Raw genomic sequence first — 24,777 nt, 5'->3', positions numbered from 1 at the left:
ATAACCCGCCGGGGACGACACGGTCAGCTCGCTTTCCAGCGTGACGGCCTGCCGTGTTTCAGGGTTCCAAATGCGACCCTGCGTGAAGTCGATCTGGAGCCACGACGGGTCTTCGACCCACGAAGGAGCCCCCCCTCCCATTCGTTGGGAGTGGCCCACCCGGCCGACGCCGCCGACCCTGCCAACGCCGAACAGCATCAGACGCGGACCCGGCCGTCGACGGGCAGGATGAACAGATAACCGTCGGCGCTGGCGCGGATCACGCCGAACTGGTCGCCGACATTGATCTGAAGGTGAAACTTCTCGCCGGCCAGCATGGGGAAGGCGTTGGTCGCGGCGTTCGCGACCGGGTCCAGGGCCGCCACGGTGACATAGCAGTCCGTGGTGGCGTGCAGCATGACCTCGCCCGCGTCGTTGATCTCGGCCGACGCGGCATTGGCCGCCGCGACGGCAACCCGCTGCTGCAGGTCGTAGCGGTACTTCCGCGTGCTGGTCGACGACTTGTCGTAGTTGGTGTCCGGCATAGAATTCTCTCCTCTTCGCCGGGGCCTAGCGGCCCCAGCCGTTGCCGCCGCCCATGCGGACGGCGCGATGCATGACGGTGCGACGCCAGGCGCTGACGCCGACGACCTGCATGGCCTCGGCGAACACGGCGTCGGCTTCGTGCCGAAGGTAGCGGCGGGTGTTCACCCACGGCCGCTCGGACGTGATGTTCAGATAGGCGGTGATTTCCTCGGGGGTCAGCATCGGCGTCCCTGCCGCCGACTTCCCCGGGCGCGGCGCCTGCAACCGCTCCAGCAGGTTCGGCAGGTCGCCCTCGATCAGATACAGCAGGTCGTGGATGATCGACGGCCGGGCATAGATCCCCAGCGCCGGAAACAGGTTGCGCACGCCAAAGGGCATGGACGCGAAGTCCGTCACGAACCCGGCGGGGACCAGGATGACGCTCTCGCCCCCCGCCTGGGTCCGGTCGCGATAGTCGACCGGCGTGGTCAGCTTGACCCGTTGACGCCCGTCCACGATGTCGCCCGGCAATTCGCGCCCGGACCAGCTCTCGCTGATCCGGACGTCGTCGGTGATGCGGACGGGCGTCGGGGTCACGGCAGTTCGCCGCTCATGAAGTATTTGCCCTCGCCCGACAGATCGACGCACACCACGCCGCCGAGGGTCGTCGTGACGACGTAGCCGTTCTCGTCGAGGTGGGCGTAAGTCCGGGGATTGATCGGCGCGAGAGGCGTCGGACCGCTCTCGAATATCCGCTCAAGGATCTTCATTCCGGCCGCCGTGGGATAGCCATTCCCCTTCACGCCCAGCCTCCCGCGAACAGGGCCGCCTGGAAGTCGATGGCGTAGCCCGCGATCGGGGCCGCCTTGTCCATGCTGTTGACAATCGGCCGCGCCTTGGTGAACTGGCCCACCGTCGCCGATCCCGTCCGGGGCAACAGGTCGTCGAGCCCCCGGCCGGTGAACCAGCCGTCGCGCATGCCATAGATCAGGATCGCGGCCGATATGGCGGGCTCCAGCACCCGCTCCGGCGTCTTCGCCAGATCCACATCCTCGCCGATGATGCCGAGGCGGCGCAGCTCGACCGTCGCCCGGACATAGTTGTCCAGGCCGGTGATCATCACATCGCCGCGACCGGCGTAGAGGACACCGTCGCCATCGGCCTCGGGCGTGTTGCCCAGCCGTTCGGCCAGCCGGCCGGTATCGTATTTCGACAGGTAGGCGTCGCCGCCCAGCTCCTTGATCGGCTGCATCCGATAGCCGCTCTCGTGATAGGCGGTCGCCAGCACATAGGCCGTCCACGCCAGACCGAACCCGGCATGGCCACAGGCGGCCAGGATGCGCTCGCAGCCCTGCACCTGGCTCACGCTCATCCGGGGCCACAGACGGCCGCGAAGACGGTCGAAGAAGGCGGCGGGCTTGGGCAGGTCCAACTGGACCGCCTCGGGCGGCACGGCCTTCAGCGCCTCGTCGATGACGGCCACGGACGCCAGCAGCTGGGCGCGCAGCGTGGTCAGGGTGTCGGTCATTTCGATGCTCTCTCCGCTTTGGTGCTGACGATGTCGGCCCGGCCGTCGATCAGCTGGATGACGGCGCCGTCCAGGGAACCGCCGGGTTGGGTCGAGGCCGGGTCGCGCAGCTGGCGGATCAGGCTGTCGTTCGACTGGCGCAGGGCGCGGACCTCGCCGGCCAGCTGGTCGCAGCGCGCCTCACATTCGGTGTGCGATTTCTCGATGGCCGCGATGCGGGCCACCAGCGCGCCGATCTGCCCCTCTGCCGCCGTGTTCAGCGCCTCCTGGAACGCGGCTGCGGCGGTCACCAGATCGGCGGCGTCGGCCGTCTTCGACGGCACCCGACCCTGCCGCTCCAGCCACCACTGCGCGAGACGCAGCACGCCCGCCCCGACGCCGGTCAGGGTCACGCCGCCCAAGATTTCCGCTGCGCCGATGTCGGGCATCAGGTCGCCTGCCCGCGCGCGGCTTCGTACCAATAGGTGTCGGCGCAAACGAGGGTCAGGACATCCCTGTCGTTGACGACCAGATCGGCCCCGGCGTTCAGGCGGATGTTGCCGCTCGACAGGACGCTGCGCGTGTCCTCGAACAGGAAGTTGACCACGTGCCCGAAATGGGTCGGCCCCAGCACGCCCATCGCCTGTCCGGGCGGGCCGACGACCCGCTGGGCGTCGTGGTTGGGACTGGGCTGGGCGGTGCCGATGTTCGTGATGACCATCTCGGCCAGCTCGAGATTGATCACCGTGCCGTTCGTGATGTGCGGCATGCCGATCACGGCGCCCGGGATCGAGCCGCCGTTCACCGCGTACTGGAAGCCGCGAATATCCGTCGTCCGGTCCACTACGACGCGGCTGGCGCTTCCGTCGACCAGACTGATGCCTGAGCCTTCGAGAATGGTCTCGCCGTACAGGCCGGCCAGCCCGCGCAACCAGCAGGCGCTCATCCGCACATTGCCGCCGTCGAGCTTCAGGCCGGTCCGCACCGCGTGGGCCGAACAGGCGACCATGATCACCTGGGCTTCACCGTCGTCCAGTTCGATATGATAGGCGACGTCCACGGCCGCCGTCTGGCAACCGATCAGCTTCAGCTCGTTGGTCTTGCCCAAGATCTTGAACCCGATCGATCCGGGAATGACCCAGGGCGTGACCGGATAGGCCAGGCTGTCCTTGCCGCAGTTGGTGAAGACCGCGTTCGACGGGCCATAGGGATAGGCGGGCGTCGGGCCCGGCGCGTCGTATTCGGCCGTCTCGGTCTGGATGCCGACGAAGTGGCCGTACTCGAACAGGTCCTCCAGCTGGATCCAGTCGTTCACGCCGGAGAAGCGATAGGCGATCCCCGGCCGATGGTTCATGTGTTCGGCGGTCGAGGCGGCGTTGCCCAGCGTGCCGAAGGTGACGAACGGCCAGCCGTGCAGCGGCTTGATCCGCGACACGTCCAGGCTGTTCTTCGACCAGAAGCCGTTCTTGGCGTCCCAGCGGATGTTGCTGGCCTCGGCTCTCTGGTGGCTGTCACAGACCCAGACGTAATCGAAGCCCAGCACCAGCAGGTTGGTGCAGCAGGTGTCCTCGCCCTCGATCGTGATGGCGGTGCCGGTGAAGGCCGCGTCGCGCGTCGCGCTGTCGTGCGGCGTCACCTGCCCGTTCAGGCCCTTGCGGCACAGGAACAACTCGGACAGGCCCGCCCCACCCTTGACCCGGATCGTCTTGGCCGGGTTGATGATCAGCCGCGATCCCAACGTCCAGATATCGGCGAGGGAGCCGCTGTCGGGGCCGGGAATGCCCGGCAGGGCCAACTGACCCTTCACCCGCACGCCGGGCGCGCAGATGAAATCGTCGTCCAGCAGATAAGTCTTCGATGGGTCTACCATCAGGTAGCCGCCGCCGATGGCGCTCAGGGCGGCCGCCGCCGCGTTGAAGGCGGGGGCGTCATTCGTCGTCCCGTCGCCCACGGCGTTGTACGGCGCGTCATGCACGGACAGCTGATAGACGCGCAGGTTGGTTTTAAACGGCAGAGACGAGACGCCCGAACCGGCGCGGGAGGGGACGTCCAGATTGGTCCGCGCCGACGAAGCGCTGCCCAGATCGCTCAGGTTGGCCGATTTGGCCGCCCGGGTGTTGGCATTGGACTGTGCCCCGGCCGCCGCCGCACTGGCCGCCGCCGCCGCACTGGCCGCCGCGTCGATGTCTCCTGATAGCGGCGCGACCTGAGACGCGACCTCCGCCGCGATATCCTCGGGATTGGCAATCCCGCCGCCACCGCCCCCGCCGCCGCCTTCGGCAAGGCGCGCGATCTCGTCGTCCTGTTCTTCGGCGATCCGCATCTGGCGATCCAGCGCCTTCTCGGTCGCCCGGGGCTTGTGGCCCTCGGTATCCGGCAGGGCCACGCCCTGACGTCGCGCGGTCCAGCGCCGGATGACGACTTTTTCGCCCGTCCATCCGCCCTCGGGCACGATAGAGGCGTCCAGGGTCACGCTGCCGCCGTCCACGGACGGGGTCGGCGCGCTCAGGGTGAAGTCCACCCCCAGTTCCAGATCCGGCCCGGCGACGCCGTCGGTCTCGACATAGACCCAGACGTCCTCGGGCGCGTCGAACTTCCAGCCCGTGGTCCACGGTCCGACGGCCGACCCTGTCGGCGTAATGACATTGATGCTGGGCGCCGGCGTCGTGGTCATGCGCCACTCTCACGCGCGCGTGCGTGGGGGTGGACGGAGGGCTAGAAGGGTCGGGCGGTCAGCTGCCCACGGCCTCGGCGGGGCTGTAGAAGAACTCGGCGTTCTCTTCCTTCTCGACGCGCTTTTCCATGCGCGCGACCGACCCGGGCGACGCCGCCTCCTGCAGCCGGTACCAGACCAGATAGTCCAGAGCCGCCCGCGTGTAGAACAGGTTCACCAGCGGGATATTGGCCTTGGCCATGCCGATCAGCTTCGCCGGAACGTCGGCGATCTCGTCCGGGTCGCCGCTCGTCGTCTTGCGGATGATGGTCATCAGCCGCTCGATCTCGCTGACCGTCGGCCCCATCATCGACCCGACGGTGAAGCCGATCCCGTTCCGGTTCGCCTCTCCGAACAGCAGGTCGCCATAGATGCCCAGGCCGCCGCCCTGAAGCAGGCTGGCCATGAACAGCTTCCCGCCCTGGAACTCGCCGTCCTCATCGGTGAAGCCGCGCGGCTCCCGGCCTTTGACGATCTGTTTCGCCTGCAGCGACGCATAGCCCAGCAGGGTGGACGCCACGATCAGGTGCGCCATCAAGGCCACTGGCTTCTGACCGGCATACCCCGCCGTCGCCGGCGCCACATGCCGCCCCATGATCGCAGCCGAAAAGCTCCAGAACTGCGTCATCGCCCGCACGGCCTCGCCCCAGACGGTGCCCGGCCGCGTCCCGCGCGTGATCGCCACCCGCTCGCGCGCCCTGGCCTCGGTCAGGGCGTCGTCCAGCACCCCGCCGACCATGGCCTGGAACCTCAACCTCAGGTCCTCGCGGACCCGCCGCGCCGCCTCTGCCGTCGCCTCCTTGCCGGTCAGCCCTGCCCGCTTCAGCAGGGCCTTGTCCGAGATCCCGTCTATGGCCTCGAACGTCCAGTACCGCCGCCCCTCCGGTTCCACGCTCGCCTCGGCGGGCTTCTGCCGCAACGACGACGCCTCCGGTCGCGCCGCCTCCGGCTGGATCAACCCCAGCCGCGCCAGCTCCCAGTCGTCGGCGTCGATGCCGTATCGCTCCAGCGTCTCGCGCGTCCCGGCGTTCAGGGCCGCCCACGGCCGCGACGCCTCGGCCCCCAGGTGCGCCGAATACATCTCCGCGACCCCGCGCCTCAGGCCGTCCACCCAGGCCTCGAACAGGTTGACCTTGTAGAACAGCCGCTGCGCCGACGCGGCCCAGCCCAGCGGCCCGTCCGCCGCATGGAAACGGCCGGTCATATGCGCCGCCGCCGACCGCGCCCCGACGTCCAGCAGGTCCGCCGCCGCCTTGCCCTCGGCCGACTGCAATCGCGCGATGCCAGCAAACGCGCCCGAATAGCCGTCCAGGAACCCGGCCCCCGCCCGCTTCATCGTCTGCGCCGCCAGCGACGTGTCCGACAGGCCCGACAGGACCATGCCCCCCAGCTTGGCCAGCGACTGCTGAACCCGGATCGACCGCCCGACGATGGCGAACCTCAGGTTCTCTGGCGCCGACCCGGCCCCGGTCATCTCGTCGAACTCGGCCCGGCGCTGCGCCGACATCAGCCGGTCCGCCGCCCCGCTGTCGCCGCGTTGGCGGGCGCTCGCGTGCAGCTCGGCGACCTTGTTGGTGAACATCGCCTCGGGCGCCGGACCCCAGCGGTTCATCAGGGCCGCGTTCTTGGCCGCCCGCTCCAGCCCGCCCATGACGTTGGCCAACATCGAGCCGCGGCCGAAGGTCTGGTGATAGTCGTACCAGTCGTCGGGGCTCTTGAAGTGCAGCACCCGGTGTTTCGACACGCTGCGCGCCTTGGACGCCGGGGGCCGGAAGTCCCCGATGTCGTCGGCGCCGCCCAGAACCTCGGACTTGCCCGACACGATGTCGAACCAGACCCGGTACAGCATGACCTCGCGCACGTTCGCCGCGTCGTCGATCGCGCCCGACGCCTGCAACGCCCGGGCGTCGTCCATCCAGCCCTCGTCCAGGTCGCGCGCTTCGATGCCGTCGAACGTCCGGTCATCCAGCTTCGGCGTGATGAAGTCCCGCCATTCGCGGTAGGCCCGGCGGCTGGCCTTCAGGCTGGCCCCCTTCATGTCCTTGATGGCGCCCAGCCCGCCCGCCTGGAACTCGCGCCAGAACCCGCCCGCGACCCTCAGCCGGTCATGCGCCTGGCGGCCGATATAGCCTTCGATCCGGCCGATCCACGCCCCGACGTCGTTCTGCATCAGCCGCCCGGTTTCGGTCGCGGCGTTCAGGATCTCCGCGACCTTCAGCGCGTCGGCGTCGCCGGTCGGCGGGATGTCCTGCCCGTTGAGGCGCGCCATCTCCCGGCCCACCATCCGCTCGAAGTCGTGATCCACGCCGAACCCGGACATCCGGTCCAGCAGGTCCGCCTCGCGCAGCCCCTTCTCGACCTGGCCCCACAGGGCGACGGTCCGCGCCCGCCCCTCGGCGTCAACGCTGAACGATCCGCCCAGCCCTTGTTTCTCGGACCCCACATTGAACGCCTTCAGCCTGTCGGCCTCGTCCCCGACCGCGTCGCCCATCCCGGCCATCATCCGGTCGAACCCGGCGCTGGCCCGCGCCGATGCGACGCGCAGCCGCCGCTCGGCCAGCACGCCGACCAGCTCTTCCTTGGTCAGCTCCTGCGCCGCCTCGGCCATGGCCGCCTTGTCGAAGGCCTCGCCGCGCCGCTGCGCCTTGCGCAACAGCCGGTCCAGGATGTCGTCGATCTGTTCATCCGAGAAGGCGTCGCCCGTCGCCATGCGGACGGGACTGTGACAGGCGCGGGTCAATGGACCGTGTCCGGCACGAAGTTCATGACCTCGGCGCAGGCCATCCGGAGGGCTTGAAGACCCGCGTAGGGCCGCCAGCAAAGGTCGATCATCGCGTCGTTTGTCGCCCTTCCTTTGAGCGAAAAGGCGTATCTGGGCTGCGACCACTCGCTATCAGTGAGGTCGCGCGGACCCTTCATCTGATCCGCAACCTTCACGATCCGACCTTCGGCCGTCACCTCGCTGACGGGAAACAGCATCCACAGGTCCTTCCGGCCGTCCCGGCGCAGCGCGACGAAACAGTCATCCGGGTTCAGAACCGTGTTGGCGTGTTGGTCTAGCCGGAGCCTCAGTTTGGCGGTCTCGGTGCGGGTCGAACCTGTCATGTGTTAGCTCTCAGTCGGTCAGCGGCTCCAGCAGGGGCACGAACCGCGTCAGGGTGAAGTCGGCGCGGATCAGCACGCCGCAGTCGCATTCGAACCCGCCGGGCTCGTTCACCCGCCAGACCCCGGCGGGGTCCTCGGTGAAGTCGAGCCCCCGCGTCAGCATGTGCGTGACGTCGCAGCGGGGACAGTCGAACTGCACCTGGTCCGGCGTCACGGCGACGCAGGCCAGCACGGCGGGAGGGGTTAGGATTTTCATCCGTTAACGAATGGCCGCTCATACGACAGTTTCGGTCGTAAGGCAGAAGGCGGCAGCGCGGATCGCCTCGGCCACGGTGGACGGTTCTGTGGAGCGTTCGAACGCCGGCAGGTCCACGCCGTTGGCCTGCGCCAGCGCCTCGGTGTCCGCCATCAGGGCCTTCAGCTCCGGGTCGGCCGCGATGAACGCCGCCACCCGGGCCTCGGGCGTCAGGCGGGTTCTGCCGCCCACTCCGCCAGCGCCTTCAGCCGGCCCGCCGTCTTCCAGTCTGTCGCCGCCTCCTCCGGGTTGGCGGGGTTCTTGGCCAGGCGGCCGAAGGTCGAGGCCAGCAGGCTCAACCTCTCGCGTCGTCCAGGCGGGCTCGCTGCCTCCGGCGTAGGCGAGGCCTCTCTGGCCTTCGCCTTCGGCCCCGGCATAGCGGGCAAGGAGGGTGTCGAGGAAGGCGCGGCCATCGGGGGTCTCTCCAAACAGGTTCGGTCCGGCGGGCGTCTCGGCCGCGCCTCGGGCATAGTCTTTCAGGGCCTCGGCGATCCGGTCCGCGCCGCGCGGCTTCGTCAGCGCCTCGTCCCGGAACATCAGCTGGATCATCGCTCCGGTCTCGGGGCTCAGGGCCTCGCCCCCGAACAGGTCGGTCTGGCCCAGCCGCTCGGCCACCAGCTCGCCGACCGACATCCGCGCGGCGCGGGCCTCGCGCACCAGCGCCACCGCCCCGGTCAGATTGACGGTCAGGTCCAGCTCGCGCGGGGCCTCGGCCCTCATCTTCGCCCAGGCGGGCGCCGCGTCGGCCAGCGCCTGGCCGATGGACCGGATGTTGGCGTCGCTGGTCTCGAACAGGGCCGCCGTCAGCGCCTCGTCCCCATAGGCCCGCTGCACCAGCGCCGCCTGAACGCGGCTCTTGCCGGCCAGGCTAAGCGCCCCGCGCGCATCGGTCAGGGCGTTGGCGTCGTTCGGCGCGACCCGCGACACGAACCCCTTCAGGAACGGCCGGTTCGTCGCCGCAAACGCGTCGTCGCCTTCGATCAGCGACAGGGTGTCGGCGTCCAGACGGCGCGCGTCCGACTTCGCCTGTTCGACGGGGCTGAAACCCTCGGTCTGGCTCACGTTCAGTTCGCGCGCCATGTCGGCCCGGCCCGCCCCGGTCATCGGCTCCGACCGCATCCGCACCAGCACCGGCCGGTCGAAGCCCTCGATGTCGATGCCCGACCGCGCCAACTCGGCCTGATACCGCCCCCAGGCCTCGGTCCCCGTCGCGGCGCTGCGGCGCAGGGCGATGGTCCGCCCATTGCCGCTTTCCACCAGCCCGTCCGGGCTGACGATAGGCGCGCCGCCCGATGCCGCCCGGTCGCGCATCAACAGCGCCGGGTTCAGGTCGCGCTCCAGATTGTAGTTTTCGGCCTGCGACCCCGCCCGCGACCGGTCGCGCGGCTGAAGGGCCTGCGGATAGTCGCCCGAAGGTGTCAGGTCATCGCTGTGGCTGGTCTTCAGGTCGCCCAGCTCGACGACGGCGAACCGCACCGGGATTTCCCCGCCGCGCCGCGTCACCGCCGTGTCCGCCTCCAGCCAGCGACCCCGGATCGACGGGACCGCCGACACCTCATCCAGCGCGTCGATGCCGTTCCGGGCGAGCATGGAACCCAGGTCCACCGGCGCGTCCTCGGCGATGGCCTCAAGGCTCTCTGTAAAGGCCCCGACGCGTTCGTTCTCGGTCAGGCCGTCCAGGGCACGCGGCGGTTGGGGCGGCGTCAGCGCCTCGATCGACGGGCCGGTGTCGCCGAACCGCTCGCGCCATTTTCCGGCGAACTCGCCCGCGGTCATCCCGGCATGGCCACCGTTCAGCGTCAGGGCCCTCGCCGGATTGCGAACCCCTGCCGCCCTCAGGGCGTCAACGGCCGGTCGGTTGGGATCGCTCAGCAACTGACGGGCGCCGCCGAGACCCTGCTGGTGCGCCAGGTAAAGCTCCCAGCCTGCCGGATCGCGTCTCAGCGTAGATCGCAGGCCGTTCGTATTCTCCTGGGTCAGACGCATGAAGGCGCGGGTGTTGGTCGTCGGATCGTATTTGTCGCCCCCGCCGAACTGCGCCCAGGTGCTGTCGATGAACTGGAACAGGCCGCCGGCCGTCGACCGGCTGTTTTGCGCTCTCGGGTTCCCGCCGCTCTCGATCTGGGCGATGCGCATGGCGACATCGACGTTCACGCCTGACGCCGCGGCCTCGCGCGCGATAATCTCACCAACCGGGCCTCGAACGCCCGGCGCCCGCACTGGCGGGGCGCGGCGGCCCGTGCCAGCCACGCCGCCGACCGTGCCGCCCACCACGCCGCCTAGGGCCGCGCCGAACAGGATGTTTCTCAGGGCGTCGCCGCCGGTGTAATCCTCGCCGGTGCTCAGGCGCGCCGCCGCATTGATCCCCTCGGCCACGACGCCGCCGGTCAGGCCGTCGATCACGCCGACGGTCGCCCCGCGCGCGATGGCCGCGCCCCGCCCGGCGCCGCCCGCGACACCCAGCGCTCTCACGGCCGCGGATCCTCCGCCGATGAACCAGGTCGGCAGCATGACCGGGTCGGTCGCCGAACCCAGCACGGACGCGCCGATGCTCTCCAGCACGCTCAGGTCGGCCCGGGCGGCCGTATCCTCGCGGAACCGGCGCAACGTCGCCTGCCGGTTCATCTCGACGGCCCGATGCTCGTTCACCGGCGCGTCGAAGGTCAGTTCGCCCTCGACGCCGTAGCGGGCGTTGGCGTCCTCGGCGCTCAGTTCGTTCCGGTACTGGTCCCCGAAGACCCGCGCCCTCTGGGCGTCGAACGCCCGCCGGTCATCGCTGACGATGAAGCCGCCCACCCGGTCGGTCGCCTGATGCTCGTCGAACAGGGCGCGACGCCCCATCGCATTCGACACCGGGCCGGTCTCGACCAGGGTCGTCAGATCATCGTCGGACGCGGTGTCGGCGTTCTGGCGGAAAGGATCCTGAAACATGCTTCATCCTCCCCCTGCCGAAACGGGGGGTGGACGGGCTCAAGCAGCGAGCCGCCGCGCGGCAGGCGACAGCGTGCAAAGAGGCCCTAGCGCTCGCTGGTCAGCTGCGCCCAGGTCCGGACGACGTCCTGTCCTGCCGCGTCGCGAACCCGGACCGGGCGCCCCTGGGCGTCGGTCATCACCAGCTCCAGGCCGCTGTCGTCGGCCAGGTTCCTCCAGGTCGCGCGCTCGCGCACCATGTCGGCATAGACCCGTCGGCTCTGGTCCGGCGTCATCCGGGTGCTGGCGGGCGCGAACAGTCCCGAGCCGTCCTGTCGGATCAGCCCGCTGACAAGATTTCGCGCCCCCGCGCGCACGCGCCCGACCTCATGGCCTGAAGCCGCCGGCAAGGCCCAGTCGTCCTCGAACTCATAGGCGTCGGTCATGGGCGCGGTCGCCGTCCGCACCGCGTCGCGCACGCTCTCGCCCCGGGCCGCCATTCCATAGGCCAGGACCCGGGCGGCCTCGATCGTCGCCGGGCCGCCTCTCTGGCTGCCGATGGCCCGCATATAGGGCGCAAGCGCCGTGGTCAGGGCCGCGTCCACCTGATCCCGCGTGTCCTTGTCCGCGCGGTCGTCGCCGGTCAGGGCGCGCGACTGGACATACAGTGCCATCCGCCGGGGCGACCCGGCATAGTGGGTCAGCGCCCCCAGATCGGCGGGTTTCAGACCCGCCAGCGTCAGCTCCCTCAGCACCTGCGGCTGGAACTCGCGGCCGAACAGGGCGGCGCGAGCCGCCAGGGCGGCCAGTCCGTCACCGGCCTCGCCCTCCGCATCCAGTGACCCCACCCAGGCCTCGGCCGTGCCGCTGTCGAGGATGCGCCGCTGCGACAGCGGCACGCCGCCCTCGCGCTGGGCGATCCAGGTGGCGCGGGCGTAGGCCTGCGCCGTCTCGGCCGTCGGCTCGGCCGTGAAGCCGCGCCAGCGGTCGCGCACCCCCTCGGCCACGCGGTCGCCCGGCCCGGTCGGCGTCGCCGCCCAAGCCGCCGGATCGGACCTCAGCCCACGGTCCGCCTCGATCATCGCCCCCGCCAGCTCCAGCGCGCGGGCTCCGACCGCGTCTGTGGCGCTGGCCTGCAGTCGTTCGAGTTCCGATGACAACTGGTCCGCCGTCATGGTGCGAACCCGCGCCATCAGCGGCCGGACCTCCAGCGCCGCCTTCTGGTCGGTCTCGACCTTGACGGCCAGGGCGTCGCCGCCGATCAGCCGCGCCCGCTGGACTAGGGCGGCGTCGGGCTGTCCGCCCGCCAGTACGCCCCTCAGGTCCGCCGCGACCTGGGCTTCCAGATCCGCCGCCGCCTGGGCGTCCTCGATCACCCCGTTGGCCCGCGCGCTCTTCACCGCCTCGCGGGTGCGCGCCACCGTGCCGGGGTCCATCCAGTCATAGGCCCCGCGTTCCGCCTCGGCCTCGACGGCGTCATAGTCGCCGGCCTGTATCCGGGCCTCGATCGCACCGACCTGCGCCCGTTCGCGCGTCTCCTTCTCCAGTCGGTCCCTCAGGGCGGCCGGAGCGGCGGCGAGAATGGGCGCGATCTCCTCGTCGAACCGGGCCATCAGCGACGGGTCGCGCGCGGCCCGGTTCACCAGCCCCTGCAGACCCTGCGAGATGGTGGCCATGGTCCCGGCCTCGCGGCCCTCGTCCTCGGCCGCCATGGCCTGGGCCTGCAGGGTCACCTGCCGCGACAGCAGCATGGGCTTCAACCGATCGGCCACGTTCGGCGGCAGGTCGGCCAGGGCCGCCTCCTGCGCGGCCGTGAAATCCTCCATCGTTCCGGCCGCGAAGCCCGGTGACGCGCCGTCCCACGCCTGTCTGCGGGCGTCGGACCGCCCGTCGAAATCGTCCTGAAACCGCATCAGGGCCTGAAGCGCGCCGGCCTGATCCGCCGCGTCCCGGTCCGCAGAGGCCCGGCGGCCGCGCGTGGTCGTCTCGACCGCGATGGCCTGCTGACCGACACGGGCGCGAAGCTCGCGGGTCTGACGGGTCAGGCTATCGCGCACCCCGTCCGGAACGTCGGTTCGCGCCAACACCGGCGCATAGTGTGCATCGAACGCCGCCAGCTCGCGCGCGGCATAGCCGGGGTCGCGGCCGTCATACTCCTCGGCCCTCAGCCCGGCGGCCAGGGCATAGTCCTGCTGAACCGTCTCGATCTCGCGACCGGCCACGGCGTCGTCCGCGACCCGCCGGCTTTCGTCCCAGCGCGCGACCTGGGCGCCGGCGCTCTCCAGCGCCCCGCCGATGCTGCTGAAATCCACGGCCCGCCCCGACGCCGTCGCGCCGTTCGGCCCTTGCATGTCGATGGACTGAGGAAGCTTTGCCATCAGAAGAACCGATCAAATCGGGCCGGGGCCTGCCCGCCCGCGCGCCGCGCCTGCGCCTGCTGCGCCATCCCGCCCAGCACGGTTGAAGCGGCGTTGATGACGCTGACGGCGAAGTCCGCCTGGCCCTGTCGTCGCGCCGTCGTCGCCTCCTGTTTCAGGGCGATGCTTTCCGACAGGCCGTCGCGCACCGTCTGCCGGGCGCGATAGACACCCTGCCGCGCCAGATCGTCGATCACGGCCAGCGCCGACCCTTGCAGTCCGCCGCCGCCCGAGGCCGCCGCCAGCGTCGCCGCCCGCGCCCCGATCCGGTCGCTCTCCTCCATCTGGATCGAGGCGCGCACGCCCGCCTCCTGCCGGGCGTTCCGGGCCTGATAGCCCAGGGCCTTCGCCCGCGCGGATCCGGCGCGCAGACTGCCGATCCCGCCCATGATACTTCCCGCGGCCGCCAATCCGACCGCCAGCAATGGCAACGGCATCCTAGAACACTCCCCCGAAAAGCCAGTAATCCGCCCCGTCGGGCGTGTATCCGCGCATCAGACCCTCGCGCTTCAGGCCCAGCCGCTCAGCGAAGGCGCAGGCGTCCAGGCATCCGTTCCAGTCGCCTGTCGACGTCGGCGCCCGCACGGTCATCTCGACCCGGTGCGCCCCGGATTGCAGCACCGCCACGACGAACGCCTGCGCCACCTTCACCCAGCCGCGCGGCGACAGGTCGCTCGCGTAAAGCCAGGCCGTCCACCGCCCCATGCCGTTCGGCTCCAGTCCGCCACACGCGAGGGGCTTGGCCCACTTCCGCTCACCGTCGGTCAGGGTCCAGCACAGGCCCTCGACCCGGCCCGGCCCGAACAGCGGCTCCCCCATGGCCTTATGCTCGCGCGCGAAATCTTCCCGGGCGTCGATGCGCAATGGATCTGTGGGCGAGTAGGGGCGCAGGGTCAGCCTATTCGACATCGGCCGTCGCCCGGATCGAGTGGATGACCAGGTCCCAGCCGTGGTCCGTTTCGACGAAATAGCGCCGGTCCCGGCTCGCGCCACCCAGCGCCGCCGACTTCCACGCCGTGCGCCGCACGACCGGCCCGCCGACGTCGCCCGGCGCCCGGTTCAACAGCCGGTCGCGGCCGCTGTCGCCCTCGTCGCCGACGGTCCCCGTATAGGCCACGGCCGCCTCCAGCACGACGCTGACATGGGTGTAGCGGACCAGCCGCCCCGCCGTCGCGCCGGGGCCGCCGAAATCGGGCGTCAGCCCCTCCCACCGGCTCAGGAAGGGCAGGCCGCCATAGATCGCCGTCGCCGTTGTATCGTCGGGCAACAGGGCCTCGCCGTCCTCATCGACCATCCGGTCACGATACTCGCCCCAGCCCTTGCCCACGGCCGCCGACGCGCCGGCCTCGGTCGCCGCCATCAGGGTCACCGGCTCCCCGGCGAGATGGTTCAACCCGCCGACGCCCGCAGTCGCCGCACCGGCGTATCGCTCGGCGGCGTCCAGGAACAGCTTGTCCGCCGGTTCCGCCAGTCTCAGGATCAGGCGTTGCGGCACATCATCCTTGATCCGGCTGACCAGCATGAACAGCCGGGGCCGCCCCTTGAAGCCGGGAACGACACAGCTGCTTTCCAGCACCATGCCCCCGCCCAGCGGCTCCTCCTCGGTCGGCACGGCGGGCGCGCCGATCCCGTGCCGGTTCCATCCCTCGACCGCCTGTTCGCGGTGATAGGTGAAGCTGGCCTGTCCGCCGTCCGACAGCCGGAACCAGAACAGGTTCAGCGGCTGTTTCATCCAGGTCATCTCGGCAAGGCCGCGCGCACCGATATGACCGGCGACCACGTTCAGGTCGCGCAGCTCCAGGCTTTGGTCCGGCGCGACGGCGACCAGGCGCAGGGTCTCGCCCCCCGCCGCCACGAACACCACGCCGCCATAGGCCAGGGCGGGCATGACGTCGGCTGACCCGAACTCCCCGACCGGCCGCGCCACGCATCCGCTGGGGCTGATCGGATCGTCGAGGGTGCCGCCCGAGATGATGAACTCGCCGTCCGTCGTCCCGGCGAGCAGGAAGCTGGAGCCCTCCATCCACACGATCCTGTCGCGGTCGCCGCCGACGAACCGCTTGACCGCGTCGTCGTCGACCACGCGGCCGGTCCCCAGTCCGGGTGTGAAATCCACGGTCGCCGGGCCGAAACCGGCCGTCCGGGTCAGGTTGATCCCGTCCGGCTCGGCGAAGGCTCCCGCCAGCGCCAGTCGCTCCTCGCGGACGGCCGGATTGGCCGTCGGCCACCCCCGCACGTCGGAATAGGCCCCCTCGGACCAGTAGGGCGTGCCGGCGTCCAGCCCCGCGGGCGCGCCGGTCAGCAGGGCCACGGTCACCTCGGTGGCGCTGGTGAAGGCTGTGACCACCACCACGGCCGCGCCGTCGTGCAAATGGGTCCACTCGACCCCGCCATCCGACACCGTGCCGCTGTCATGCACCGGCGGGGTGTTGCCGGCCGTCCCGCCGCTCGCCGCGCCATAGACGCGACCGTCCGACAGGCGCTGCGCCCCCATGGTCACGCTTTCCTCGCCCGGTTCCCACGACAGCACGCCGGGGTTGCCGGCATTGGACCTCAGCCGCCACAGACTGCCGACATGGCCGCTCACAAAGGCGGAGAAGCTGGCGGTCAGCGTCGTCCCGCTGAGGTTCAGGGTCCGCGTCGCGTCGCCGTTCTCGCCGCGATACGGGCCGTTCGAGAAGCCCAGCCCGTCGAACTGCCAGCTGGTGTTCGAAAGCCGCCGGATCACACGCGGGCTCAGGTTGTCGCGATGGGTCAGGTAGAGGACGTCGCCCGACTGACGCCAGCGCAGGCCGTCCAGCTGCGCGGCCGTATAGACCGTGGTGAACTCGACCTGCGACGGGCCGTCCATCACCGGCGCGCCGTTGACGGTCCAGACGCGGACGTAGAGGTGGCCGAACTCCAGCACCAGGGCGTCGGCGCTCGATCGCCGGAACGGAACCAGCCGCCCGGCCGTGGCCGAAAACTTGGGCAGGCCGACGAACCAGGTCCCCGGCCGACGCCCGGTCGGCCCGGCCACCCGCCCGATCATGTTGTAGCCGAGCGCGCACCCTTTGGAGTGCTGCACCAGATCGCTGCGCGACCAGGCGTCGGGCGACAGCTCGCCGATGTTGAACGCGTTCTGGAAACCGGATTGTCTGCCCATGCGCCCAATCTCCCCCTGCCGAAACGGGGGGTGGACGCGGACGGGCTACAGAGCCGCGGCGCGCAGGTTGCCGACGCGGTCAGCGATCATCACGTCATCGCCCTTCGCATCCTGTCCGTCCGTGCCCATGGCCGACAGGACGGCCTGATCCGCGATCTTGCGCAGCTCCAGCGCCCGTTCGACCGATCCGCCGATGGGCCGCGCCGCGCGGGCCGCCAGCTCGAACTCGATGGCGTCGCTGACGTTCTTGTCCAGTGCGTCAGCATTGCGGCGCATGACCAGGCTGACGTTGATCGACCCGCCCTGTGTGGAGCGCAGGACCGGAACGGTTGCCCCGTCGTCGCGGATCCAGACGCCGCGCTCCCAACCGTTCAGCCGGGACACCTCCCAGAAGCGCAGCGCGCCGGCCGGCAGGACATAGTGGTACTGGAAGCGCCAGTTGGCCGGAATGAGGGCGCTGGGCTCCAGCGTGAAGTAGTCGAGGGCGCAGAGCCAGCCGTACTTCACCAGCACGGCGTCGATCGACTTCTGAAGGTGCGGCAGGATCTTCACGATGCGCGACGGCGGCGGGTCGCCTACAAGGCTGGACACGGTGTCTTCCCCCAGATGCACCAGGGCGCCGTTCACAAGGCTGGTTTCCGCGTCCGACATGGTCTCTTCCTGAAATGACTAGGGGCGGGAGGGACTGCACATCCTCCCGCCCCCGATGCGGCGCGCCTCTAGACGAGCAATCCGGCGGGCGCGCCGATGCCTGGGCGTCGCCTTATTGAGGCGAGCCGTAGATGGACCAGGCGAGCGTGCCCGAACCGGGGTTGCCGCCCTTCAGCGTGGCCAGCAGCTCCGCTCGCCCGCCGACGGCGACGGTCGCGGTGCGGGCCGCCTGGGCGCTGGCATAGCCAGCCAGCTGCCACAGGGGCTTGCGACGGTTGGCGATGGCGACCGACTTCAGCAGCGAGACCGAGCCCGCCGCCGTCGCCACGTCCTGGGCGGCGATCAGGCAATCCGTGTCGAGCGCGACGCCAACGTCGAGCGTGATCGAGGTGCCCATGTCGTCGAAGTCGATCGTCGAGATGGCGTCGAAGCGGGTCGTCCAGTCGACGAAGCCGAGGCTGATCTGATCGTCCTGGGCGGCGTCCCCGGTCCAGTAATCGCTCAGCATCCGGGCCACGCGGCCGTTGCAGTAGAACGGGTCGACCAGAGAGCCGGCCGCGCCGCTGTTCGCGGCATGGGCGGCTCCAAGAATGGCTCCAATGAACTTGGCCATGGTGGGTGTTCCTTGTCATTCAGCGGCCTTTCCGGGGTCCGCGGGCCTCTCGGCCGAAATCAGCGAAGATGGGCCGCCCCGGTCAGGGACGGCCCGGGTTCAGGCTCAGGCGACGTCCTTGACCTCGATACCGGCCACGCCTTCGTCCCAGCCACGGGCGGCGCCGTGTTCGGTCTCGTAGTAGGCGTAGGGGCGGTTCGACTTGTCGTGACGCGGATTGATCGTCGCGTTGTGGATCTCGCGCGACCGATACATCATCACCCGGTCCACCCACATCGGCAGGATGTAGGTGTCAGAGGAACCGGCCTTCAGGTTCACGTCGTCGTCCTGGACGAAGTCGATCCCCCAGGCGTGGGTGATCTCGCCGCCGGCCAGCTTCTCCGCGATCTTGTATTCGCTGCTGGTCACCGGAATGGTGGTCAGCAGCTGGCTGATGTCGTCTTCACGCACGGCCAGCTTGATCCGGGCGCCCTTGTGGAGCTTCAGGATCTTGGTCTTCCGGATGATGCCGCGCGCGGTCAGGATCTTGCCGAGCGTGATCGGCAAAGCGCCGGACGCCGGAAGGGCGGAGACCTCCAGCGTGTGCAGGTACTTGCGCGACGCGACGTCGATGATCTTGCCGGACGGGAAGTTCAGCACGTCCTCGCCATGCTCGCCAATGCGGGCGGGCGCGAAGAAGCTGTCGCGGATCTTCGTGTCGGCCTTCCGCATCTTGCCGGCGCGCATCGACGCCATCACCAGATTGGTCGGGTCGCGCAGCTGGTGAACCTTCTGCACGCTCTCGATGAACTTGCCGTCGTGGAAGCCTTTGAAGAAGCCGACCCGACGGGTCATCTCCAGCAGGCCCTCGGGGCTGTCCGGAACGACGGTGTCGACGTCCTTGGGGTCCGACGTGCCGATGCTGTCGACGTTGAACGCCTTGCCCGGTTCGGAATAGGCCATGTCCGAGTCGACGTGAGGCAGATAGACGCTCTCGTCCTGCTGCGGAACCATGTTCAGGTTCTCGCGGAAGCCATCCACGTCGGCCTGGGTGATTTGCGAATAGTCCATGGGCGCACGCCCTCCTGCATTCGATCAAAAAAAGGTCTGGATTTGATCGGCTGCAGTCTCGGCTCTCGCCGTGCGTGCCTTGGGATGCGCTCCCCGGGGCGTCGTCTTCGTGGCCCGGCGCTTTCGCGGTCTCCGGCGAAGAGAATGGTCAACGGCTGGGGTGATTTGCCCCAGCCGTCAAGCCTGTCGTTCTATGCGACCGCGTCAGGTCGCTTTTCGCCGCGCTGCTGGGCCAGCAGCATGTCGCGCTCCGCCATGACGGCGGCGTGCTGAGGATGGCTCCGGGAGTTCAGGGCGGCGGACCAGTCCCTGTCGGCGTACTTGGCGCTTAGGGCCGCCTTGGCGGCCGCCGGGGTCATCTGTGTCGTCTGAGGCAACGCGTTCCCACCGCCCGGGGCCTCCGGCTCGGCCATCTTGCCGATGGCATGGGCGAGAACGCGCGACAGGGTCAGGTTCGACCCCAGCGAAGTCTCCAGATCGGCGGCGGCCTGTTCGTCGATCTCGCCGCCCATGGCGTCGCGGATCAGCTTGCCGATGGCGCGTCGGTTGCCCTCGGCGGCCGCGCCCCATTCTTTGGTCAGGGTCTCGGCCGTCTCTTTCGTCGAGGCCGCTAACGCCGCCGCATCGGCTTCGGCGGCGGCCTTGCCCAGCGTGTTCAGCGTTTCGACGACGGCGTTCATCCCGGCCTGGTTCAGATTGGCCTTGCCGCCCAGTTCGCGCAGCACACCCTCCAGCGCAGGCGCATCGGTCGCCGCCTCGGCCGCAAGCTCGATCTTGTAGTCCTTGACGTCGGCCGGGACGCCGATGGCGGCGAAGATCGGCTTCCAGTCCTCGGGCGCCTGATCCAGCGGCTTCGACGGAATGCGCAGCAGTTCATTCGCCGGCGCACCCTTCAGCTTCGTCAGATGCTGGTGCGCCTGCGCCAGGTCGTCGATCGTCTTGTATCCCCGGAACAGCGGGTCCTCGGCCAGGGCCTTGGGAAGGTTGTCCTGCCAGGGCGTGTCAGCCGGTTTCGGACCATCCGCCGGTGCCGGGGTCGGCGTCGGTTGCCCCTCCGGTGAAGGCGTCGGGGTCGGCGTCGGCGTCGGAGAAGGTGATGGCGACGGCGTCGGCGTGGGCTCGGGCGTCGGCGTGGGTGTAGGATCGCTCATAGTCTGCTCCTTCAAGCGTTTGCGTCAGCCCGGCCGCCGCGACGGCGACAGGGTCGAAGCCGGCCAGATTGGCCATGGTCAGCACGGCATGGCCGCGCCCGTTCTTGTGGTTGCTCAGCTCCGGCGGCTCGGGCGCGCGCGCCTGTCCGATCTCGCCGATGGTCGCCAGGGCGTGCAGAAGGACGACGCGGCCCAGCGCCGTGCCGAACGTCCGCCGATAGGCCTCGCGGATGGCGTCCTGATCGCCCAGCCGCACGTCGGCGATCAGCCGCGCGCTGTCGAACCCGCGCGCGGGCTCAAGCTCCGGCGTGTCCTGCGGCAGGGTGTCAGTCACAGGGGTTCGAGCTTGCGAATGGCCCGGTCGAACATCTCGATGCGGACTTCCAGCGCTACGGCCTTGGCCACCTCAGCCTCATAGACCGAAAGGGCGGAGTTCGCGTTGTCGCGATGGGTTCGAGCGCGGTTGCGAAGATCGCAAGTCTGGCGAAAGAGGGTCGCGGCCGGTCGCTCGTCAAACGCAGACGGATCGCTCATCGGAACGACACCCCCATCCGATCCCACATCAGCCACTCCTTCAGCTCGGGCGAGAAGACAGGCGAGTGGCGGGTCGAGGCCAGCAACCGCTGACGCAGCAGGCTGGGCTTCGGGCGCGGCGGGGTTTTGCTCATCCTCTCGGCGCGGGGATGCTCCGCGTATCGCTTTGGCTTGCTCAAGGCCGGTCTCCTTCTACGCCGCCATCCGGGATGGCTGGCCGGCGTTCTCGATCGAGGCCATGCCCTGGCCGGCGTCGCGCAGCGCGGTCGCCTCGGCGGTCATGGCCTCGTTTTGCTGTTGCTGGGCGGCGGCCTCGGCGCGCGCGGCGGCCTTCTCGGCCACGACGGCACGGGTGTTGATCATGCCCGGCGCATTGCCCAGGCTGTCGTTCACGGTGCGCAGGGCCTCATGCACCGACACGATGTCGCCCGCGTTCTCGTCGAACTGCTTCGCGGCGGCGGCGGCGTCGAACAGGCGCATGGCGCCGTCCACCTGGGTCAGCATCTGCGCCTTGGCCAGCGGCCCGGCGTAATCCCAGTCGACATCGACGCCCGACAGGGCGGCGGGCGGCGGCGGGACCAGGTCTTCCTCGATCAGGGCTTCCAGCGCCCGGTCCGCGCCCTTGCCGAACAGGTCGCGGTCGAAAGCCGGAACCAGATAGCTCAGCGCGCGGGTGCGCAGGTCGCGACGCTCCCGGATCTCCTCGGCCGTGACGTTGGCCGCGTCCCTCAGGTTGGTGAAGTTGCCGAAGAAGACCTTTTCGATGTTCGTGGTCAGGGCGGCGCAGCGGCGCTCGGCCCAGCTGGGGTCGCCCGCGATGTCCGCCTTCTGGATCGCATCCCTCAGCGACTGGAAGCCCAGGTTCACCGGGTCGTAGATGTTCACCGCTCCCGGCCGCCGGTCCAGCCGGTTGCCGAACAGGCGGGTGGGCGCGAAGGTCACCGGGTCGTTGATCAGGTCGATGGCCCGTTCCATCCCGCCCGAGAAGTGGTTCAGGGCCATGGCGTCGGGCAGGGCGTCGAAACCCAGGCCGGTGCAGTAGGGCGCGCCCTCCCACTCGTCCATGCCGGCGACCTGGTAGGGGAAGCTGTCGTAACCCTCCTCCTTGGCCTCGAACCAGTCCTGTTCGGGCAACAGGGTCAGGCTGGCGAAGGGCTTGTTGGTGGCGATGCCGCCCGACACCCCGCCTTGGCGCGGTTCGACGACGTGCAGGACCTCGATCGACGTCTGGGCCTTCTTCGGATCGTCGGCCAGCTCCTTGATCTTCGGATGCTCGAGCGACCTCGGATAGTCCTTGACCAGCCGCCAGACGGGCGTGCGCCAGCGGCGGAACAGCGTGTCCACCTCGCCGTCCTCGTTCTTCATCCACCAGCAGGACTTGAGCGGCATGTGGCGGTAGCGCGGACCGAAGCCGCGCTTGCGGCCGGTCCACTGGACGCCGTTGCCGAAGGCCAGGAACTCCAGCCCGGCGCGCACCGTCGCGGCGATGAAGCCGGACTGCGGAAGCATCTGCGCGTCGAACATCTGCCAGCGGCGGTCGTCCAGATAATCGCGGCTGGCGTCGTCCAGCTCCAGAGCGCGGCCATCCGGCCCCTTGATCCAGATCGCGCGCCCGGCCAGGGCCATGCCCCGGTTCACATTGGGGGCGAGAAAGGGCTGGGCGTTGTCGACGGCATAGGCGACGAACAGGGCTGCGGCCTGTTTCAGGGCTTGGCGCGGGGTGTTGGTCACGATGCGCCGGGCGCGCCGCACCACGGGCGACGTCTGCGTCACCGTGAAGTTCGACGACGGATAGAAATAGTCGCTGACCATCTGCCAGCCGGGTTCGAAGGCCCGACGCTGGGTCTGCGCCTCCTCCCAGCCGTTGCGGATGTTGCGGCTGCGCGGCGTTGCGGTCGGCGCGGCGACGCTCATCCGCCGATCCCGGTCAGGGTGGCGGCCGGCGCGCCGGTAGCAGCCTCGGCCACGGCCTCCGACAGGAAGGTGGACTGACGCCCGCCCTTCTTCAGCCGGTTCTGGCGCGCCTGGTCGAGCCGATTGGCGACATCGGCCGGATCGACCGGACGCGGCGGGGCCTGCACCTTTTGACGACGGAGGAAGCTCATGCCGCACCGTCGCCCGGCCGAAACCGGGGGGGGACGGGAGACAGCAAAAAGCCCCGGCCATCGCTGACCGGGGCTTTCAACCGGGCCTGACGCCCTCTTAACCGGGGTTCGCCTGGGCGAACTGGCTGTCCGGGTATCGCTCGCGGGCCGCCATCGTCAGCCAGGCCTCGGCCGAGGCGTAACTGTCGGCGATCGTCTCGGCCTTGCGACCGTTCGCCTCGTCGCCCAGCCAGACTTCGAACTGTCCGTCGAAGAACGTCTGGATGCCGGCGTTGATCTCGCTGTCGTGCAGCGCCTGCAGGACAGAAACTGGCCCCGTGGCCGGGTTCGGATCGGCGATGCCTTCGGTCGGGGCGGCGGCGACCGCGCCGACGACGGCGAGGCTCGCCATGATAGCGCCAGGGTCGATGGACGAGGTGAGGTGTGTCATGGCAGCCGTGACCGGGGCGGCGTGGGCGACTGCGGAACAGGCGAGCAGGGCGACGGCCATGAGGCCGATGGATCTCAGACTTTTCATGTGGTGTCCTCGGGATTGCGGCGGGAATGCCTCAGCCCGCACAGGCTCTCCTTGCCGCAACGGGGAGTGGACCGACCTAGTCGAAGACGACTTCAACCACGTTGCTGACGCCCGGATCGCCCAGCCCCATCGCCGGGACCAGCCCCGCCCTGTCTTCAAGCCCTTCGCCGCCCAGCGCCATGTATTCGCAGCTCTCTCCGATGGAGCTGTATTCGTTCTTACGCGCCACCATCGACGTCACCGACCCCTTCTTGGGGTAGTGGAACCCGCCGTTCAGGGCGGTAATCAGCCGTTTGCAGCGCGGATGCGCGCGGAACCCGTTCCGGCGCTTCAGCGGCCGCGCCAGGGCCGTTCTGCGCACCTTCGGATCGTTCGACGGCGCGGGAACGACGGTAATCTTGGTCCGCGCCTGAAGCTCGGTCGCCCAGCTCAGGCCCCGGTTCAGGGTCGAGCGGGCCTTGCCGGCCGGGTCGATGACGATGATCGCCTTCTTGCAGTGCGGGAAATACTGCTGGCGCGCGGCCGTGATGGCGTCGGCGAACTCCAGCACGTCCATCTCGCCGTCGGGGCTGTCGATGGCGTTGACCTCGGCATAGGCGGTCCACTGGCCGAAGGCCCCGCGCTGGCCCAGCGTCGCGGCGCCCTTGAAGTCGACGTCCACGCCGATGATCACCGGCAGATCCGGCGACGGCTCCATGTCGTCCGGCCCGACGTGCAGGGTTTCGTCGAAGCTCGGGTGCACCGGCTCGCCCAGGCGGCCATAGGTCAGCTTGCACTGCAACAGGCGACGGACGTCGTGCGCCTCCATCCGCTCGGCCATAGCCTGGTAGTAGCGGGGGTTGATCTTCCGCAGGTTCGCCATGTTCTCGGCAGCCGGGTGGAAGCCGTCAGGGCTGTCGGGGTCGTAGCCCGGCGGCTGTTTGTGCAGGCGGAACGATTTCTGCTCGGCGCTGAAGTACTCTTCCTGGAACCAGTGGCCGATGGTCGGGGTGTTGGCGTCGCCCCATACGCCCATGTAGGCGGGCGTCGGGGCCGTCTCGGGCCGGTCGTCCGGTTCAGGGAAGCGCCCAATGCGGTTGGCGCAGTAGGACAGGATGTTCTTGTCGTTGTGGGTGTCGGCCTCGGGCAGCCAGAAGGCCGTGCATTCCTTACCCCGGAAGAACTCGTCCAGGTCCACGTCCTGCACGGCCCGAAACCGCACATCCATCTCGACGGGGCCTTTGCCGTCGGGGCCGTTGCCCAGCATCTGATAGGTGTGGTTGGCGGGGTCGCCCATCGCGCCCTTCCAGCTGGCGCGCAGTTCGCCGTCCCGACCCCGGCCCTCGGTCACCAGGGGCTGGTCGGTCTCCTTGGCGAAGGTCTTCAGATACGACGGGATCACGCTGTCCCAGGCGATCCGGTAGGTCGGGCAGACCACGTAAATCCGCGCTCGACGCCAGCCGTCTCTCGGACTAGCGTGCTGCCAGAGAGCAGTCCGGAGACAGCGGCGCGCCGCGGCAATCGTCTTGCCGCCGCCCGTTGGCCCCACGATGAAAACCAGCTGTGTCCTGTCGAACTCGA

At 69.5% G+C, this 24,777-nt stretch carries 25 protein-coding genes; all 25 read right to left on the bottom strand.

What is annotated here, in order from left to right; all coding sequences use genetic code 11:
* A partial coding sequence (locus tag RMO01_RS06470) for a hypothetical protein (RefSeq protein WP_309628223.1) occupies positions 1-198 on the bottom strand: 198 nt, incomplete at its 3' end.
* Positions 198-524 (bottom strand): hypothetical protein, encoded by a 327-nt coding sequence (locus RMO01_RS06465; protein WP_309628222.1) that lies wholly within the window; start codon positions 522-524, stop codon positions 198-200. The genes RMO01_RS06465 and RMO01_RS06470, both read right to left, overlap by 1 nt.
* A gap of 25 nt (positions 525-549) precedes the next feature.
* Positions 550-1,101 (bottom strand): DUF1353 domain-containing protein, encoded by a 552-nt coding sequence (locus tag RMO01_RS06460; protein ID WP_309628221.1) that lies wholly within the window; start codon positions 1,099-1,101, stop codon positions 550-552.
* Positions 1,098-1,307 carry a hypothetical protein gene (locus RMO01_RS06455; protein WP_309628220.1) on the bottom strand — a complete coding sequence of 70 codons (210 nt, stop codon included), beginning with the start codon at positions 1,305-1,307 and terminating at the stop codon, positions 1,098-1,100. Before RMO01_RS06455 ends, RMO01_RS06460 begins: the two co-directional genes overlap by 4 nt.
* Positions 1,304-2,032, bottom strand: a complete 729-nt coding sequence (locus tag RMO01_RS06450) for a hypothetical protein (RefSeq protein WP_309628219.1) — start codon at positions 2,030-2,032, stop codon at positions 1,304-1,306. Before RMO01_RS06450 ends, RMO01_RS06455 begins: the two co-directional genes overlap by 4 nt.
* Entirely contained in the window at positions 2,029-2,460 is a 432-nt protein-coding gene (locus RMO01_RS06445; protein WP_309628218.1) for a hypothetical protein, read from the bottom strand. Before RMO01_RS06445 ends, RMO01_RS06450 begins: the two co-directional genes overlap by 4 nt.
* Positions 2,460-4,685, bottom strand: coding sequence for a hypothetical protein (locus RMO01_RS06440; protein WP_309628217.1), 2,226 nt, complete (start codon positions 4,683-4,685; stop codon positions 2,460-2,462). The genes RMO01_RS06445 and RMO01_RS06440 overlap by 1 nt, the downstream gene beginning before the upstream one ends.
* Before the next feature lie 58 nt (positions 4,686-4,743).
* A complete protein-coding gene (locus tag RMO01_RS06435; RefSeq protein WP_309628216.1) occupies positions 4,744-7,464 on the bottom strand; it encodes a hypothetical protein in 2,721 nt (906 codons plus the stop codon).
* Positions 7,461-7,829 carry a hypothetical protein gene (locus RMO01_RS06430; protein WP_309628215.1) on the bottom strand — a complete coding sequence of 123 codons (369 nt, stop codon included), beginning with the start codon at positions 7,827-7,829 and terminating at the stop codon, positions 7,461-7,463. Before RMO01_RS06430 ends, RMO01_RS06435 begins: the two co-directional genes overlap by 4 nt.
* Positions 7,830-7,839: 10 nt before the next feature.
* Positions 7,840-8,085 carry a hypothetical protein gene (locus tag RMO01_RS06425; RefSeq protein ID WP_309628214.1) on the bottom strand — a complete coding sequence of 82 codons (246 nt, stop codon included), beginning with the start codon at positions 8,083-8,085 and terminating at the stop codon, positions 7,840-7,842.
* An 18-nt stretch (positions 8,086-8,103) separates the two neighbouring features.
* On the bottom strand, positions 8,104-11,055 hold the full coding sequence (locus tag RMO01_RS06420) for a transglycosylase SLT domain-containing protein (RefSeq protein ID WP_309628213.1): 2,952 nt from the start codon (positions 11,053-11,055) through the stop codon (positions 8,104-8,106).
* An 86-nt stretch (positions 11,056-11,141) separates the two neighbouring features.
* On the bottom strand, positions 11,142-13,412 hold the full coding sequence (locus RMO01_RS06415) for a hypothetical protein (protein WP_309628212.1): 2,271 nt from the start codon (positions 13,410-13,412) through the stop codon (positions 11,142-11,144).
* Positions 13,412-13,888 carry a hypothetical protein gene (locus RMO01_RS06410; RefSeq protein ID WP_309628211.1) on the bottom strand — a complete coding sequence of 159 codons (477 nt, stop codon included), beginning with the start codon at positions 13,886-13,888 and terminating at the stop codon, positions 13,412-13,414. The genes RMO01_RS06415 and RMO01_RS06410 overlap by 1 nt, the downstream gene beginning before the upstream one ends.
* Before the next feature lies 1 nt (position 13,889).
* Entirely contained in the window at positions 13,890-14,360 is a 471-nt protein-coding gene (locus RMO01_RS06405; protein ID WP_309628210.1) for a hypothetical protein, read from the bottom strand.
* Positions 14,350-16,596: a hypothetical protein gene (locus RMO01_RS06400; RefSeq protein ID WP_309628209.1), complete on the bottom strand. Its 2,247-nt coding sequence runs from the start codon at positions 16,594-16,596 to the stop codon at positions 14,350-14,352. The genes RMO01_RS06405 and RMO01_RS06400 overlap by 11 nt, the downstream gene beginning before the upstream one ends.
* 45 nt (positions 16,597-16,641) lie before the next feature.
* Complete coding sequence (locus RMO01_RS06395; RefSeq protein WP_309628208.1) at positions 16,642-17,247, bottom strand: hypothetical protein; 606 nt, start codon at positions 17,245-17,247, stop codon at positions 16,642-16,644.
* Positions 17,248-17,359: 112 nt separating this feature from the next.
* Positions 17,360-17,860 carry a hypothetical protein gene (locus RMO01_RS06390; RefSeq protein WP_309628207.1) on the bottom strand — a complete coding sequence of 167 codons (501 nt, stop codon included), beginning with the start codon at positions 17,858-17,860 and terminating at the stop codon, positions 17,360-17,362.
* A 105-nt stretch (positions 17,861-17,965) separates the two neighbouring features.
* On the bottom strand, positions 17,966-18,910 hold the full coding sequence (locus RMO01_RS06385; protein WP_309628206.1) for a phage capsid protein: 945 nt from the start codon (positions 18,908-18,910) through the stop codon (positions 17,966-17,968).
* A gap of 191 nt (positions 18,911-19,101) precedes the next feature.
* Positions 19,102-20,061: a hypothetical protein gene (locus tag RMO01_RS06380; RefSeq protein ID WP_309628205.1), complete on the bottom strand. Its 960-nt coding sequence runs from the start codon at positions 20,059-20,061 to the stop codon at positions 19,102-19,104.
* A 330-nt stretch (positions 20,062-20,391) separates the two neighbouring features.
* Positions 20,392-20,595 (bottom strand): hypothetical protein, encoded by a 204-nt coding sequence (locus tag RMO01_RS06375; protein WP_309628204.1) that lies wholly within the window; start codon positions 20,593-20,595, stop codon positions 20,392-20,394.
* Positions 20,592-20,729 (bottom strand): hypothetical protein, encoded by a 138-nt coding sequence (locus RMO01_RS06370; RefSeq protein ID WP_309628203.1) that lies wholly within the window; start codon positions 20,727-20,729, stop codon positions 20,592-20,594. The genes RMO01_RS06375 and RMO01_RS06370 overlap by 4 nt, the downstream gene beginning before the upstream one ends.
* Before the next feature lie 58 nt (positions 20,730-20,787).
* Positions 20,788-22,509: a portal protein gene (locus RMO01_RS06365; protein WP_309628202.1), complete on the bottom strand. Its 1,722-nt coding sequence runs from the start codon at positions 22,507-22,509 to the stop codon at positions 20,788-20,790.
* Positions 22,506-22,700 carry a hypothetical protein gene (locus RMO01_RS06360; RefSeq protein WP_309628201.1) on the bottom strand — a complete coding sequence of 65 codons (195 nt, stop codon included), beginning with the start codon at positions 22,698-22,700 and terminating at the stop codon, positions 22,506-22,508. Before RMO01_RS06360 ends, RMO01_RS06365 begins: the two co-directional genes overlap by 4 nt.
* Before the next feature lie 97 nt (positions 22,701-22,797).
* A complete protein-coding gene (locus tag RMO01_RS06355) occupies positions 22,798-23,217 on the bottom strand; it encodes a hypothetical protein (RefSeq protein WP_309628200.1) in 420 nt (139 codons plus the stop codon).
* A gap of 76 nt (positions 23,218-23,293) precedes the next feature.
* The gene (locus RMO01_RS06350) at positions 23,294-24,634 is read right to left on the bottom strand and encodes a hypothetical protein (RefSeq protein ID WP_309628199.1); all 1,341 of its coding nucleotides are present in this window, start codon (positions 24,632-24,634) and stop codon (positions 23,294-23,296) included.
* Positions 24,635-24,777 lie beyond the last annotated feature (143 nt).

It is taken from the genome of Brevundimonas sp. (assembly GCF_031412435.1).
Taxonomy (GTDB): Bacteria; Pseudomonadota; Alphaproteobacteria; order Caulobacterales; family Caulobacteraceae; genus Brevundimonas.
Note: the sequence above shows the minus strand (reverse complement) of the source record. Positions and strands in the feature narration are given on the sequence as shown.